This is a genomic window from Erythrobacter sp. A6_0 (assembly GCF_017744235.1).
Classification (GTDB): domain Bacteria; phylum Pseudomonadota; class Alphaproteobacteria; order Sphingomonadales; family Sphingomonadaceae; genus Qipengyuania.
Genome location: NZ_JAGHQR010000002.1, coordinates 148,073 through 163,288 on the forward strand (window position 1 = coordinate 148,073; position 15,216 = coordinate 163,288).

The window sequence follows — 15,216 nt, forward strand, 5'->3', positions numbered from 1 at the left end:
CGGGCTCACCCCCGCTCCGCATCTCTACCCGGCGGAGCGGATCGCATCCGCCCGCGAGAACACGGCGCGCGCCTCTTCGGACGGCATCGGCCTGCCGAAATGGTAGCCCTGGATCTTGGTGCAGCCCATATCGCGGATCATCGCCGCTTCTTCGGCCGTCTCCACGCCTTCCGCCGTCGTCGTCATGCCGAGGCTGCCCGCCATGGCCACGACTGCATTGATGATCGCCAGGCTTTCCGCGCTGTTCTGCGATGCACCTTGGACGAAAGTGCGATCGATCTTGATGGTCGAGAATCTGAGCTTGCGCAGATAGCCGAGCGAGGAATAGCCGGTGCCGAAATCGTCCAGCGCGACCGAACAGCCCAGCGCCATCACCTGTTCCAGCGCGCGCCGCGCGACATCGGCATCGCGCAGGAAGATGCTTTCGGTCACTTCGATTTCGAGCCGGTTCGGTGTCAGGCCGCTGCGCGAAAGGGCCTGGACGACCGTGGTGGCGAAATCGGGCTCCAGCAATTGCTCGGGTGAGACGTTGACGTTTATCTTGACGTATTCCGGCCAGTTCGCCGCTTCGATGCAGGCCTGCTGCATCACCCATTGGCCGATCGGCACGATCAGGCGCGTATCCTCGGCCAGCGGGATGAATTTGGCCGGGCTGACGAACCCGTGCTCCGCGCTGTTCCAGCGCACGAGCGCTTCGAAACTGACGAGATTTTCGCTACGCGCGTTCACGACCGGCTGATAGTTCAGATACAATTCGTTGCTGGCCAGAGCCGAACGCAGCGAAAGTTCGAGCTGGCGCCGCTCCTCAGCCGTGGCGTGAAGCGATGGTTCGTATTCGTGATACTGCCCGCCGCCCTCGTCCTTGACGCGATAAAGCGAAAGATCGGCGTTGCGCATCAGTTCTTCCACGCTGCGCCCGTCGCGCGGCCCGAACGCGGCCCCGATGCTGGCGCCGACATAAAGCACGTGGTGATCGATCTGATAGGGTTCGGACAGATGTTCGATGATCGAACGCGCGACCTTTTCGACATAGGCGCGGTCCCCGGCGTCGCGGATCACGACGGCGAATTCGTCACCGCCCAGTCGGCCGCACATTTCGTTTTCGCCCATCAGGGAATTCAGGCGCTTGGCGACTTCCGCCAGCATCCGGTCCCCGATCAGGTGGCCGAGCGAATCGTTGACCGCCTTGAACCGGTCCAGATCGATCATCAGAAACGCGCAGCGCGTGCGCCATTTCTCGGAATACCGCAGAGCCGCCCCCAGGCTTTCGTTGAGCATCAGGCGGTTCGGAAGTGCCGTGAGCGTATCGTAGCGCGCGAGATAGGCGATCTTGGCCGAGGATTCCTGCTGTTCCGTCACGTCGGATCCTACGCCGCGGAAGCCCGCATAGCTCCCATCCGCTGCAGTGATCGCCGTGCCCGACAGTTCCCACCAACGCCGTTTGCCCGCAATCGAGACTTCGACCACGAGATCGGAAAAACTTTCGCGCCGCTTCAGCTTGTCGGCAAGGACGTGGAGGCTGGGCGGAAAATCTCCCGTTTCCCAGGCTTCGCCAGCAATCAGCTTAATGAAGGATACGCCCTCGATCTCGCCGAGCTCGCGCGAGAGAGCGAAGGCGAGGCGCGGCGTCACCGATCGCAGCCGCCGCGCGGGATCGAGCTCGAAGAGCCAATCCGCGTCGGAATCTTCATATTCGCGCAGCAGGAAGGATACGACCTTGCTCTTCTCGTCCATACCGGACTGAGCGACCTGGGCACTCATCGAAATCCAGGCCGTCTCGATTGAGGCACCTGCCCCGAGCAAAGCGGTGAGGAAAGCCAATGCGGCCGGAACCAGGGCGCCGACGAATGCGAAAGCGATCGTAGAAATCAGACCGATCGCGCAACAGAACGCGATCGCGCCGAGCGGAGCGCTGAACCGGCTGGCCGAGGAGGTCACGACCAGCATAGCCGTCACGCCCCAGACGATCATGGCTCCGAGAACGTCGCCCCTGACCGCCAGATACGCGATCATACTGGCCCATACGATGCCTTTCAGCGCCAAGAGAGCGGTATGCCGCCAGTATTCGCTGCGGGTGAAGACCCGCTTGTCGGCATCGGAAAGCTGGCGATCGAGTACCGTTCCATAAGCGATGACGCCAAAAAGCGCCGCCGCCCACGCGCCGAGGACCGCCCAGGAAACGCTGGTGTGCAACTGGCTGAAGACCAGCACCATCCCCGCCAGATGCAAGACCTGCCGTGCGAAAATCCGTTTCGACAGAAGGGCGTATCGCGCCCCTTGCACCGCCGACCAGTCATCCGCGCCGGACTGCGAGAGCCCGATCACCGCAGCAACGCTCAGGCGGTCCGGTTTCGTGTCTGGATCTTTCATTTCGCTCACGCCGGCGCAATAGCCGGAAAAAGGTTATTTCGAAGTAAACCAGGGCTTTCCCCGGCATCGGCAGGAACCGGCGATATGCCGATCCCTACCCATCGAAAATCCTCATTCGACCGTGACGGATTTCGCCAGATTGCGCGGCTGATCGACGTCGGTGCCTTTGACGCAGGCCACATGATAGGCGAGCAGCTGAACCGGGACGGCGTAGACTAGCGGGGCGATCAGCGGATGGACGCGCGGCATTTCGATCGTCGCCAGGCATCCCTCGCCTGCATCCTCTAGCCCTTTCGCATCCGAGACCAGCACGATCTGTCCCCCGCGAGCGCGGACTTCCTCCATGTTCGAAATGGTCTTTTCGAACAGGGGGCCGGACGGCGCGATCACGATCACGGGCACTTTTTCGTCGATCAGGGCGATCGGGCCGTGCTTCATTTCGCCAGCGGCATAGCCTTCGGCGTGGATGTAGCTGATTTCCTTCAGCTTGAGCGCCCCTTCGAGCGCGAGCGGATAATCCGGTCCGCGCCCAAGATACAGAACGTCGCGCGCCGGGGCGATCAAATGCGCCATCGCGGCGATATCGGCGTCATGATCGAGCGCGGCGTTGAGGCAGGCAGGCGCTTCGAGCAGGTGGGCGACCACATCCTCTTCCTCGGCCCGGTCCATCAGCCCCTTCTTCACGGCTATGTGTGCGGCCAGAGCGGCCAGCACGGCGAGCTGGCAGGTGAACGCCTTGGTGGAGGCGACGCCGATTTCGGGCCCGGCATGGGTCGGCAGCAGCAGATCGGCTTCGCGCGCCATCGAACTGGTCGGCACGTTGACGACGACGGCGATGGTCTGGCCGTTCGCCTTGCAGTGGCGCAGGGCCGCCAGCGTATCGGCGGTCTCTCCGCTCTGGCTGATGAAAAGCGCCAGTCCGCCTTCTTCCAGCACGGGTTCGCGATAGCGAAATTCCGATGCGACATCGATATCGACCGGCACGCGGGCGAAGTGTTCGAACCAGTATTTCGCCACCAGGCCGGCATAGAAAGACGTGCCGCAGGCGACGATCGTCACGCGGCGAATGCTCGACAGGTCGAAATCGAACTGGGGCAGCGCCACCGAATTGTCGGCGCGGTGGATATAGGAGGAGAGCGTCTGCGCCACCACGGTCGGCTGCTCGAAGATCTCCTTCTGCATGAAGTGGCGGTAATTCCCCTTCTCGGTCGCTGCGGCGGACGCGCCGGAGGTGGTGATCTCGCGCTCAACAGGTTCGTTTTCCTGGTCGAAGACCTGCGCGCCATCGCGGCGTACCACCACCCAATCGCCTTCTTCGAGATAGGAGATCTGCTGTGTCAGCGGTGCGAGCGCCAGCGCATCGGAACCGAGAAAGGTTTCACCCTCGCCATAGCCCACCACCAGGGGCGAGCCGAGCCGCGCACCGATCAGCATGTCGGGATGCGCGCGGAATGCGATCGCCAGCGCGAAAGCGCCGCGCAGGCGCGGCAGGACGGTCTTCACCGCGTCTTCGGGCGCCGCCCCGTTCTCGACCTCGCGCGAGAGGAGGTGCGCGACCACTTCGGTGTCGGTATCGCTTTCCAGTGTACGGCCTTCGCCGCGCAATTCGGCGCGCAATTCCTTGTAATTCTCGATGATGCCGTTGTGGACGACGGCGAGGTGTTCGGTCGCGTGCGGGTGGGCGTTCTTTTCGTTCGGCGCGCCATGCGTGGCCCAGCGGGTATGCGCGATCCCGATTTCGCCCGGCGCGGGTTGCCGCTTCAGCTCTTCGACCAAATTGGAAAGCTTACCTTCGGCGCGGCGGCGGATCAGGTCTCCATCGTGGATGGTGCAGACGCCGGAGCTGTCATAGCCGCGATATTCCATCCGCTTGAGGCCGTCGACAAGCCGATCCGCGACCGGACTCTCGCTGACGATACCGATAATTCCGCACATGGTAGAAAAGGTCCTGAATTCGCAAAGGTCGAGATTGCGCTCGCTCTAGCGTGAATCCCGAAAGTATCAACAAACCGGATCGATCACTTCGGCCCGGTCAGACCCGACGGTTCGTTCGACGGCGCGCGCGCGGCGGTACGGGACCACAGCAGGAGCCCTGCCCCTATGATGATTCCCGCGCCAGCAAATGTCGCCAGATCGGGCACATCGCCGAACAAGGCATAGCCAAGCGTCGTCGCGACGAGCATCTGGATATAGGTGACAGGCGCGATGGTCGCCGCTCCGGCCCGCATCGTACCAAGATAGGCGAGCCAGTGCGCGCTGCTGGCGGTCAGCGCCACCAAGGCACAGCGCGCGACAACGCTCCAGTCGGGCATGCCAACGGCGAGGTTCGGCTGCCCGCTCAAATGTCCGATAGCCGCGGCCGCGATCAGGAACGGCGTTGCCCACAGAGCGATGAATGCCTGCATGGACAACGAACTGCCCTGACCGGCGCTGGCCCGGTTCATGATCACCATCAGGGCGAAGAAGGCTGCGGAGGCGAGCGGCAACAGCGCCACCATGCCCAGGGCCGCAAGATTGGGCCGCAGGATCAATGCCACGCCGCACAAAGCGATCGCCGAGACCACCCAGACGAGAGGACGCACCTTTTCGCCCAAAAGCGGCCCGCTCAGGATCGCGACGAAGACGGGCGAGACGAAGGCCAGCGCCATCGCAGTCGCCAGCGGCATGGCGAAGATCGCAGAGAAGAAACACAGCGTCGCACCGGCCAGGCACGCCCCACGCCCGACCTGGAGCCAGGGATTGCTCGGCCGAAAGCCTGAGCGCCCCTCCTTGATAAACAGCAAGAACGCCAGCCCCATCGCACCGATCGAAAAGCGCAAGGCCGCCACGGCAAGCGGGGACCATTCGCCCGCCATCGTCTTGACGATCGCATCGCCGACCGAAAGCGAGGCGAAGCCCGAGGCGGCAAGCAGCAATCCGCTTCTGTCATCCTGTTGCATGATGATTGCAGGGCCTTTGCGATAGCGAAGCAATCGCCCTTAACCATGCCACTCCGCTTTGGCGACAGCGCACGGCACGCCCGAGCGGAGTGAGAACATCGGCTTAGGAAAAATTAAGGTTTCCAAACTATTCACCTTCTCTCGAAAGAGAGCGCCGGAAACCGCGCCTCTAAGCATGCCGGAAAATACAGTCGCGCCTGGGGGTTGTCGGGAATGAGTGCATTCGGACGAAAGAACGGACCGGGCGGAATGTCCTCCGGCGCACGTCCGCAATTCGGAGTCGCCAAGCCGATGCGCGGCGGAGGCCCGCCCGCCCCGCCGAAATTCGAACCCGAAAGCGACGGAGGCGAGCAGTTCCCACCGCTTCCCGACGACGCACTCTCGCCGCAGACCGGCGGCGGCGCGCAGAAATCCGAAGCGATGGCGCGTCTGGAAGACCGCATGAACGCGGTCCACGACACCAGTTCGCAGGTCGGCGGGTTCGAAGCGAGCGTCCACAAGATCAAGGAACAGGTGCTTCCCCGCCTGCTCGAACGCGTCGATCCGGAAGCGGCCGCCACGCTGACCAAGGACGAGCTGTCCGAAGAATTTCGCCCGATCATTCTTGAAGTGCTGGCCGAGCTCAAGGTCACGCTCAACCGGCGCGAACAGTTTGCCCTGGAAAAGGTGCTGGTCGACGAGCTGCTCGGCTTCGGCCCGCTCGAGGAATTGCTCGCCGATCCCGATGTGTCCGACATCATGGTCAATGGGCCGCAGCAGACCTATATCGAAAAGAAGGGCAAGCTTGTGCTCGCCCCGATCCAGTTCCGCGACGAACAGCACCTGTTCCAGATCGCGCAGCGGATCGTGAACCAGGTCGGCCGTCGTGTCGACCAGACCACTCCGCTTGCCGACGCGCGCCTCAAGGATGGCAGCCGCGTCAACGTGATCGTCCCGCCGCTCTCGCTGCGCGGCACGGCGATCTCGATTCGTAAATTCTCCGAAAAGCCGATCACGATCGACATGCTCCAAGGCTTCGGCTCGATGAGCGAGAAGATGGCCACCGCGCTCAAGATCGCGGGCGCGTGCCGCATGAACGTCGTGATCTCCGGCGGTACCGGCTCGGGCAAGACGACCATGCTCAACGCCCTGTCGAAGATGATCGACCCGGGCGAACGCGTGCTGACGATCGAAGACGCGGCGGAACTTCGCTTGCAGCAGCCGCACTGGTTGCCGCTCGAAACGCGCCCGCCAAACCTCGAAGGCCAGGGCGCGATTACGATCGGCGACCTCGTGAAGAACGCCCTGCGTATGCGCCCCGACCGGATCATTCTGGGCGAAATTCGCGGCGCGGAGTGTTTCGATCTCCTCGCCGCGATGAACACCGGCCATGACGGCTCGATGTGTACGCTCCACGCCAATTCCCCGCGCGAATGCCTCGGCCGTATGGAAAACATGATCCTGATGGGCGACATCAAGATTCCCAAAGAAGCCATCAGCCGCCAGATCGCGGAAAGCGTCGATCTGATCGTTCAGGTCAAGCGCCTGCGCGACGGTTCGCGCCGCACGACCAACATCACCGAAGTGATCGGGATGGAAGGCGACGTGATCGTGACGCAGGAATTGTTCAAATTCGAATATCTGGACGAAGGCGACGATGGCAAGATCATGGGCGAATACCGCTCCAGCGGCTTGCGACCCTATACGCTCGAAAAGGCGCGCCAGTTCGGCTTCGACCAGGCCTATCTCGAAGCCTGCCTCTGACCGCTTCTATCCCGCGATAACCACCGGCAGGGCAAGCGCCAGCATCCCGCCGCCAAGCACAGCCAGCATCAGGAACAGCCCGGTCCACGGCACCCAGCCGACCCGGTCGATATCCTTGCGCCGCGACCGACGGCGATCCATCGCCAGCGCGATCACTGCCAGCAGAACGAGCAATCCGCCGCCCATTGCCAGCAATTGCGCATCGTTGGCGAAGAGCAGGAAATCGGGTTCGGTCACAGCACGGCCATATGGTTCAGCCGCGCGAAACGGCAAGACCGCTAGCGCGACGACTTGGAATAGCCGACTGGCTCGGAGAGATCGCCCCGGCTAGTCTGAGCGCGAGCCGGGATCGGCTTCAATCATGAAGAGTGGATTTATCGCCATGCGCAAGATCATCATCGCCCTCGGCCTCGCCGCCATGACCATCTCGACCGCTGCGTGCAACACGGTGCGCGGCATCGGGCAGGATCTCGAATCGGTCGCGAACGACGTCGATAACGCCACCTGATTCAGGTAGCATTCCGCCCTTTCCGGCGGGTGCTCCGCAGTCCGCCAGTCAGCCTTCGGTCTGTCGGTAGACGAGAACCAGATTGTTGGCGGGCATGGCGTGGCGCTCGGTGCGTACGAAACGATGCTTCGCAGCCAGGCGATCGAGATCGTCCAGCCTGCGCAAACCCCAGCGCGAATCCCGGTCTTTCAGGCTTCGGTCGAATGCCAGATTGGAAGCGGCGGTCTCGACGCCGTCTTCGATGAAGGGCCCATAGAGGATCAGGGGCGCCCCCCGCCCCAAAACCTCTGCCGCGCCCGCGAACAATCCCTCGGTAGCCTCCCACGGGCTGATATGGACCATGTTGACGCAAAGCAGCGCGTCGGCATGCTCGATCGGCCATTCGATGCTCGCCGCGTCGAGGAGGATCGGATCGGCGATGTTTTCCAGCGCCGCCTCGCTGGCCCAGGCGCGGATCGAATCCAGTGCCCCTTCGTCCCGGTCGCTCGGCTGCCAGCGCAATTGCGGGAAACGTCGTGCGAGGAAGACCGCGTGCTCTCCCGTCCCGCTGGCGATCTCCAGAACCAGACCCTTTTCGGGCAGTTCGCTTGCGAGAACGTTCGCGAGCGGCTCGGCATTGCGCGCGGTGGCAGGCGCGTGGCGCTTCACTGCCAGCGTCCGCCCTGCCGCGCTCGCCGTTCCCGCACCGCCAGCCAGACCAGCAGGCCGAGCGGGCCCGCCAGGAAGGTCGCGAGCAGGATCGGCGCCTGAAGCAGGCGGGAGAAGTTTTTCGCATCCGCATCCCGCGCGATCCACAGGCCGACGAACAGGTCGAAGGCGAGATAGTGGATCCAGCCGACCACCGCCCCGCCCTTGCTGGCGAAGATCGCCTGCACGCCGGAAATCGTGGTGAAATCGGCCCCGCCACTCGCCCCGATGGGATCGACCGAACCGCTCACGATCAGGCCGAGCAAGACAGCGTAAGCGAGGCAGAGCAATCCGATCCCGGCGAACAGAACGCCCGACAGCAAGGCCGCCCAGCGCGGGCCCAAGATCAGTCCGGCCCACCAGATCATCGCCCAGACATTCGCGATCCCGAATACGGTTTCCCAAGCCATCTGCGCTCCTTAGTCCAGTTCCGCCGTCGGCAGGGGCAGGCTACGCGCGGCGCGCTCGATGCCCGAATTGGAATGGGCGAAGCGTCCCCGCGCCGGTTTCAGGGCCAGCGCCAAGCATGCCTGCGCGACCGTTTCCGCTTCAATGGCACGGTATTGCGCGTATTTGCCGTGCAGTAGCAGGTTGAACAGCGGGCTCGCCGCGATCGCCAGCCTTTCCCCCGGGCGCCGGTCTCCGCCCCTGTCGCCGCGCAGCAGGCCGGGGCGCAGAATGTCGAGACGGTGAAATCCCACGCGGCCAAGTTCCCGTTCGACTTCGCCTTTCACGCGCAGGTAGAACTGCTTCGCGTGCGGATCGGCCCCGACCGAACTGACCACCACCATCCGGTCGCACCCTTGCGTCTTCGCCGCGCGCGCCGTTTCCAGCACCAGATCGTAATCCACCGCGCGAAACGCCGCTTCGTCCTCGCCTGCCTGTTTCCAGGTGGTCCCGAGCGCGCAGATCAGCGCGCGCGGGCGCAGGGCTTCGAAGACGTCCCCCCAATGAGAAGGCTCGGCCACGAACATTTCCATGGTCGCGCCCTTGGGCAGAGCCATTTCGCGGCGCGCGACCGCGGCGAGGCGCAGATCGCGTCGCCCCACGCAGGCTTCGACCACATGCCGCCCGACCAGCCCGGTCGCGCCCACCAGCGCCAGGCGCATTGCATCAGACATTGCGCAGGCCTTCGGGCACCCGACCATGGATGCGGGCATATTGGTCGATGGCGAAGCGATCGGTCATGCCCGCGATGAAATCCGCGATATGCCGGCTGCGTTCGGGTTCCCGCTCGGGCAGGCCGACACGCCAGCTTTCGGGCAGCGCGCCCGCATCCTCGCTATAGGCCACGAAAAGCGCCGCAATCACGTCGCGTGCGCGTTCGGCGGTCTGCTTTTGATCGGGATGATAATAGAGGCGCTCGTACATGAAGGCTTTCAGGCGGCGTTCCTGGGCCTGCATGGTGGGTGAGAACCCGGCGAGGGCCCGGCCCGCAGCCCGCACGTCATCGACGCTGCCGACCCCTGCAAGCTGCGATCCGCTATGCTCCAGCACGTCGTTTACCATGATCCCGATCTGCCCGCGCACCAGTTCGCGCAGTTTGCGCTCATGCTCGGCATGGGGGAAGCGCGCCTCGACCCGCTTCCACTGGTCGGCGACGAAATCGAGCGTCAGCAGGTCGTCGAGCTGGAGGAATCCGGCGCGCAGACCATCGTCGATATCGTGATTGTCGTAAGCGATATCGTCTGCGACATTGGCGATCTGCGCTTCCGCCGAAGGCCAGCTGGCAAGATCGAGCGGAAACGCGGCGTCGATTTCGGCCAGCGCCCAGTTCGGCGAAGCGACCGGGCCATTATGCTTGGCGAGGCCTTCGAGCGTCTCGAAGGTGAGGTTGAGGCCGTCATGCGTCGGATAGGGGCTTTCCAGCCGCGCCAGCGTGCGCAGCGAATGCGCGTTGTGATCGTATCCTCCCGCCTGCGCCATCGCAGCGGACAGCGCCGTCTCCCCCGCATGGCCGAAGGGCGGATGGCCGATATCGTGGGCGAGACAGAGCGCCTCTGTCAGATCCTCGTCCAACCGAAGGGCGCGGGCGAGGACACGACCGATCTGCGCGACTTCGAGGCTGTGCGTCAGGCGGGTGCGGTAATGGTCGCCATCAGGTGCGACGAAGACCTGCGTCTTGGAGCGCAGGCGGCGAAAGGCGATCGAATGGACGATCCGGTCCCGGTCGCGCTGGAACTCGCTGCGCGGTCCGCGCACTTCGCCGCGCGCGATGTCGCTCGCTACGGGAAATTCCCGCCCGCGCGAGAAGGCCGGGTCCGAGGCGTATGCTGCGCGATCCATCGAGCGGAGCGCCTAGGTCAGCTACGCCCGAGCGGCAACGTGAACAGATTGGCAACCTCAAGTCAGGCGCCGATAAAAAAGGGGCCGCGCGTCGCGAACGACGCACGGCCCCCGAAGCCAGATCGAAAAATCAGCGAACGCCGATGGTATCCGGATTGCCGTCCGGATCGCCGTTGACCGTCCCGCCCGAGCGCACCGGACCGAGCAGCAGCAGGCCCGCAAGGTGCGGGGCCGCCATCGACGTGCCCGACAGAGTGGCATAGCCGCCGCCCTTATAGGTAGAGTAGATCGACGAGCCCGGCTCCGCGTAATCGACCGGCGGATTGCCGAAGTTCGAGAAGCTGGACCAATTATCTCCCTGCGCGAAGCTGGACACGGTATAGACGTTCGGTCCGTTGGCGCGCGCGGGCGAGTGATTGTCCGCATTGTCGCTTTCATTGCCCGCCGCGAGGATGAACTTCACCCCGCCGGCCGCGGCATTGATCACCGCATTGTCGAGCGTGGTGGAAACCCCGCCGCCAAGGCTCATATTGGCGACATCGCCCGCGCGCCCGACCTGTGCGACATAGTCCACGCCCGCGATCACGCCGCTGTTCGATCCCGAACCGCTGCGCGTCAGCACCTTGACCGCGACGACTTCCGCCCCGGCAGCTACACCGACCACGCCGATATTGTTGTTCGCGATGGCGGCGATCGTCCCGGCGACATGCGTGCCGTGGCCGTTGCCGTCATCCCCGTTCTTTTCCCGCGTGAAGCTGCGCGACATGGCGGTGTTGACGTTCAGATCGGGGTGATCGAGGTCCACCCCGCTATCGATCACGAAAGCGCGACCCGTGGCGCCCGTCTGCCCCCCGCCGACGCGCGCGATGCCCCAGGGCGTGGTTTCGGAAGCGCTACCCGTGCTGCCGCCGCCCTTGTTGGGCTTGCCCTGCACGATCTTCACCACCTGATCCTGCTCGCAATAGGCGATGCGCGGGTTCGAAGCCTGCATCTGCGCAGCGCCGCGGGCAGACATGTTCGCAGCGAAACCGCGAATGGCGCGGGTGTAGACGTGATTGACGTTTCCGCCCGCATTTGCGGCAGCGGCGTTCGCTTGGGCCCTCTCCTGTCCACGCGCCACCGTGCCTTCCTTGAAGACGCAGATATAGCTGTTGTCGATCTTCTGCGCTGCCGCCGGCGCGGCGATGCCCGCCGCTGCGAGCGCCATTGCGCTCACCATGGCGAGGCGACCCAAAGTACCTGATTTCATGTGTAACGTCCCTTCCCGAGTTACGAGAAGGGCAGCATGCCGCCTGCAGACCGGCGTGCAAGAGCGGACGTCGAATTTTCGCGAAATTTGCAATAGTGTTACAGGATTGCGACGCTTTTCTTTTCAGTCCTTCGCCAGTATCCAGTCGGCAGCCGCCTGGCAGTGCGTGTCGGTAGTATCGAACACCGGCAGGACGTTCGCGTCGGTATCCACGACCAGGCCCAGTTCCGTGCAGGCCAGGATCACCGCGCCCGCCCCGCGCTGTTCCTTGCGCGTGATGATGGTCTTGAGCGCGCGTTCGGCATCGCGGCTGACCTTGCCCAGCATCAGTTCCTTGTAGATGATCGAATCGACCATCTCGACATCGTCCTCGTCGGGAGGAAGCAAGTCCACGCCATGGCCGATGATGCGCTGGCGATAGAAGCTCTCGGTCATTACCGGCCGCGTGCCGAGCAGCAGCACCTCGCCGATATCGTGCCCCTCCAGCGCCTTGCCGACCGTATCCGCGATATGAATGATCTCGATTCCGATCGCTTCGGCGACCCGATCATAAACCCGGTGCATGGAATTGGCCGCGATCACGATGGCGCCTGCGCCCGCATCTTCCAGCCGCCGCGCGCTTTCGATCAGCGTGCGTGCCGCTTCGTCCCAGCTTTCTTCCTCGCGCACGGCATAAAGCGGTGCATATTCGAGGCTTTCGATCAGCAGCGGTGCGCTGTGCACCGGCGTCTTCGCCTTTTGCACGAGGCGATTGATCCGTTCGTAATAGGCGCGGGTCGAGACCCAGCTCATCCCCCCTATGAGGCCTAGCTTACGCAATGCACCGTCCTTCCTGTGGCACCCGCCATCTATCGGGCGAGGTCGTTCGTTTCGGGCACAACGATCCGGGTAGCGGGGGGTTCCGACACCCGGGCCCGCGACAGGTCAGTCGGCGAGGCCGGTGGCGCAGAGCGCGGCGGAGGACGAGGTCACGGCCACCACTTCGGCATCGCCCACTCTGGCGACCCGACCGAGATAATCTCTCACCGTAACGGGATCGCGCTCCGAGGCGCGGGTCTTGAGGCGTTCGAGCTTCCTGAGCTGTTCGATGGTCAACCGATCGACCATGCGCCCGGCCATGCAATCGGACACCCGATCGCTCAGGCCTGCCTCGCTCAACGCGCTGCGCACGCGGCTCTCGGCGATGGCCTGGACGCATCCGGCCAGAAGGAGCGGCGCAAGGACAAGCGCCGCATATCTCACAGCGAAATCCCCAGCGAACAGCCCGCCGCCGCCCGCACCGTCACTTCGATGGCCTGCGGATCGTCCACCCGCTCCAATCGCGCGATCACGTCGCCGGGCGCAAGCGGGATGCCGGGCTCGCCTTCCAGCGGAGCGAGCCGTTCGAGGCTGCGCAATTGCGCGATCGTCAGCTGGTCGGTCATCCGCCCAGCCATGCATTCGGCGAGCCGGGGCGGGACGCCCTGTTCGGTCAGCGCAGTGCGCACGCGGGTCTCCGTCACGCGCTCCACGCCGCCGAAATAAAGCCAGGCGGCGGTTCCGGCGAGTGCCAGGACGACAATAAGGATCAGAACCTTGCGCATGGCTGGATCGCCTTTTCGCTCAGTCGAGCGCCTTGACGATTTCCTCCACCATCTTCTTGGCATCCGCCAGCAGCATCATGGTCTGGTCCATGTAGAACACATCGTTGTCGACGCCTGCATAGCCGACCCCGCCCATCGAACGCTTGATGAAGAAGACCTGTTTGGCCTTGTCCACGTCGAACACGGGCATGCCGTAGATGGGCGAGCTCTTGTCGGTCTTGGCCGCCGGGTTCACCACGTCGTTGGCGCCGATGATGAAGGCGACATCGGCCTGAGCGAATTCGCTGTTGATGTCCTCCAGTTCGAACACCTTGTCGTAGGACACGTTCGCTTCGGCCAGCAGCACGTTCATATGCCCCGGCATGCGCCCGGCGACGGGGTGGATGGCGAACTTCACCTCCACGCCCTTTTCCTCGAGAATGTCGGTCATCTCGCGCAGCGCGTGCTGCGCCTGCGCGACCGCCATACCGTATCCGGGGATGACGATGACCTTCTCCGCCTGTTCGAGCATGAAGGCCGCATCGTCGGCGCTGCCCTGCTTGTAGGGACGCTGTTCGCGCGCTTCGCCGCCTGCGCCACCGCCCGCATCCGCGCCGAAACCGCCTGCGATCACGCTGAGGAAGCTGCGGTTCATCGCGCGGCACATGATGTAGCTGAGGATCGCGCCCGAAGAGCCCACCAGCGCGCCGGTGATGATCATCGCCGAATTGCCGAGCGTGAAGCCCATCGCCGCCGCCGCCCAGCCCGAATAGCTGTTCAGCATCGACACCACGACCGGCATGTCCGCCCCGCCGATGGGAATGATCAGCAGGAAGCCGATCGCGAAGGCCGCGACGGTCAGCGCGACGATAAAGGGCAGGTTCGCCTCCGCCCCCGGCGTATGCGCGAAGAAAGCCGTCAGGACGAGAATGGCCGCCAGCGTGCCGAGATTGATGATGTGCCGCGCGGGCAGGAGGATCGGCGATCCGCTCATCCGCCCGGAGAGCTTCAAGAAGGCGATGACCGAGCCCGAAAAGGTGATCGCCCCGATGGCGATGCCGAGGCCCATCTCGACTTTGCTGACCGGATCGATCGCCCCGCCCGGATCGAGCAGATCGAACGCGCCGGGATTAAGATAGGCAGCCCAACCCACCAGCACCGCGGCAAGACCGACCAGCGAGTGGAAGCCCGCCACCAGTTCGGGCATCGCCGTCATCGCGATGCGTCGGGCGATGGTGACGCCGATCAAGCCGCCGATAGCGATGGCGATCAGAATTTCGACCAGATTTGCGATGTCGTGCGTCACCAGCGTCGTCACGACGGCGATCAGCATTCCGACCATGCCGAAGCGGTTGCCCGTTCGGCTCGTCGCAGGGCTGGACAGGCCGCGCAGCGCGAGGATGAAAAATACGCCCGCTACGAGATAGGCGAGCGCGACCCACGGGTTTACGGTCTCTCCTGTGGCGGCATGGGCGGGCATGGCCAGGACCGCGAACGGCGCGGCAAGCAGAAGGCGAAGCATCACTTCTTCTCCTTCTTCTTATACATCGCCAGCATTCGCGCCGTCACCGCGAAGCCGCCGAAAATGTTCACGCTGGCGAGCACGATCCCGAGCAGCCCGAGCCATTTCGCCCCCGGCACGTCCGCTGCCGCCGCCGCGATCAGCGCGCCGACGATGATGACGCTGGAAATCGCATTGGTCACTGCCATCAGCGGCGTGTGCAGCGCGGGCGTGACCGACCAGACCACGTAATAGCCGACGAAGCAGGCCAGCACGAAGATCGACAGGATGGTGATGAAGTCCAAGTGAGCCCCCTCCCGAAGCAGGAGCCCTTTATTGCAAGCACCCGGAGACAAGTCGAGCGCGGAAAA

The 15,216-nt window shown here is 64.0% G+C and carries 16 protein-coding genes; 2 read left to right on the forward strand and 14 right to left on the reverse strand.

What is annotated here, in order from left to right:
* Positions 1-24: 24 nt before the first annotated feature.
* The 3 genes from J7347_RS06415 to J7347_RS06425 form a co-directional block, all read right to left on the reverse strand.
* Positions 25-2,370 (reverse strand): EAL domain-containing protein, encoded by a 2,346-nt coding sequence (locus J7347_RS06415; protein ID WP_209161378.1) that lies wholly within the window; start codon positions 2,368-2,370, stop codon positions 25-27.
* Positions 2,371-2,481: 111 nt separating this feature from the next.
* Entirely contained in the window at positions 2,482-4,305 is a 1,824-nt protein-coding gene (glmS, locus tag J7347_RS06420; RefSeq protein ID WP_209161379.1) for a glutamine--fructose-6-phosphate transaminase (isomerizing), read from the reverse strand.
* 83 nt (positions 4,306-4,388) lie between these two features.
* Positions 4,389-5,309 (reverse strand): DMT family transporter, encoded by a 921-nt coding sequence (locus tag J7347_RS06425; RefSeq protein ID WP_209161380.1) that lies wholly within the window; start codon positions 5,307-5,309, stop codon positions 4,389-4,391.
* A gap of 213 nt (positions 5,310-5,522) precedes the next feature.
* Between J7347_RS06425 and J7347_RS06430 the strand changes: the two genes are divergently transcribed.
* On the forward strand, positions 5,523-7,052 hold the full coding sequence (locus J7347_RS06430) for a CpaF family protein (protein ID WP_067682053.1): 1,530 nt from the start codon (positions 5,523-5,525) through the stop codon (positions 7,050-7,052).
* A gap of 6 nt (positions 7,053-7,058) precedes the next feature.
* Here J7347_RS06430 and J7347_RS06435 read toward each other — a convergent pair whose 3' ends face one another.
* Positions 7,059-7,289: a hypothetical protein gene (locus J7347_RS06435; protein WP_233999335.1), complete on the reverse strand. Its 231-nt coding sequence runs from the start codon at positions 7,287-7,289 to the stop codon at positions 7,059-7,061.
* A gap of 124 nt (positions 7,290-7,413) precedes the next feature.
* Between J7347_RS06435 and J7347_RS06440 the strand changes: the two genes are divergently transcribed.
* Entirely contained in the window at positions 7,414-7,560 is a 147-nt protein-coding gene (locus J7347_RS06440; protein ID WP_197465570.1) for a hypothetical protein, read from the forward strand.
* A 48-nt stretch (positions 7,561-7,608) separates the two neighbouring features.
* On the opposite strand, the gene J7347_RS06445 is transcribed toward J7347_RS06440, so the two are convergent.
* From J7347_RS06445 to J7347_RS06490, 10 genes are all read right to left on the reverse strand, one after another.
* Entirely contained in the window at positions 7,609-8,214 is a 606-nt protein-coding gene (locus J7347_RS06445; protein WP_209161713.1) for a DUF938 domain-containing protein, read from the reverse strand.
* On the reverse strand, positions 8,205-8,657 hold the full coding sequence (locus tag J7347_RS06450) for an ABA4-like family protein (RefSeq protein ID WP_209161381.1): 453 nt from the start codon (positions 8,655-8,657) through the stop codon (positions 8,205-8,207). Before J7347_RS06450 ends, J7347_RS06445 begins: the two co-directional genes overlap by 10 nt.
* A 9-nt stretch (positions 8,658-8,666) precedes the next feature.
* Complete coding sequence (locus tag J7347_RS06455; protein WP_209161382.1) at positions 8,667-9,368, reverse strand: NAD(P)H-binding protein; 702 nt, start codon at positions 9,366-9,368, stop codon at positions 8,667-8,669.
* Positions 9,361-10,533 (reverse strand): deoxyguanosinetriphosphate triphosphohydrolase, encoded by a 1,173-nt coding sequence (locus J7347_RS06460; protein WP_209161383.1) that lies wholly within the window; start codon positions 10,531-10,533, stop codon positions 9,361-9,363. Before J7347_RS06460 ends, J7347_RS06455 begins: the two co-directional genes overlap by 8 nt.
* A gap of 130 nt (positions 10,534-10,663) precedes the next feature.
* Positions 10,664-11,782: a S8 family serine peptidase gene (locus J7347_RS06465; RefSeq protein WP_245173888.1), complete on the reverse strand. Its 1,119-nt coding sequence runs from the start codon at positions 11,780-11,782 to the stop codon at positions 10,664-10,666.
* Positions 11,783-11,905: 123 nt separating this feature from the next.
* Entirely contained in the window at positions 11,906-12,601 is a 696-nt protein-coding gene (locus tag J7347_RS06470) for an amino acid racemase (RefSeq protein ID WP_209161384.1), read from the reverse strand.
* A gap of 105 nt (positions 12,602-12,706) precedes the next feature.
* Positions 12,707-13,024: a hypothetical protein gene (locus tag J7347_RS06475; RefSeq protein ID WP_209161385.1), complete on the reverse strand. Its 318-nt coding sequence runs from the start codon at positions 13,022-13,024 to the stop codon at positions 12,707-12,709.
* Entirely contained in the window at positions 13,021-13,365 is a 345-nt protein-coding gene (locus J7347_RS06480; RefSeq protein WP_209161386.1) for a hypothetical protein, read from the reverse strand. Before J7347_RS06480 ends, J7347_RS06475 begins: the two co-directional genes overlap by 4 nt.
* 19 nt (positions 13,366-13,384) lie before the next feature.
* Positions 13,385-14,824, reverse strand: coding sequence for an NAD(P)(+) transhydrogenase (Re/Si-specific) subunit beta (locus J7347_RS06485; protein WP_209161715.1), 1,440 nt, complete (start codon positions 14,822-14,824; stop codon positions 13,385-13,387).
* A gap of 41 nt (positions 14,825-14,865) precedes the next feature.
* A complete protein-coding gene (locus J7347_RS06490; RefSeq protein WP_067682077.1) occupies positions 14,866-15,150 on the reverse strand; it encodes an NAD(P) transhydrogenase subunit alpha in 285 nt (94 codons plus the stop codon).
* Between the last annotated feature and the right edge of the window lie 66 nt (positions 15,151-15,216).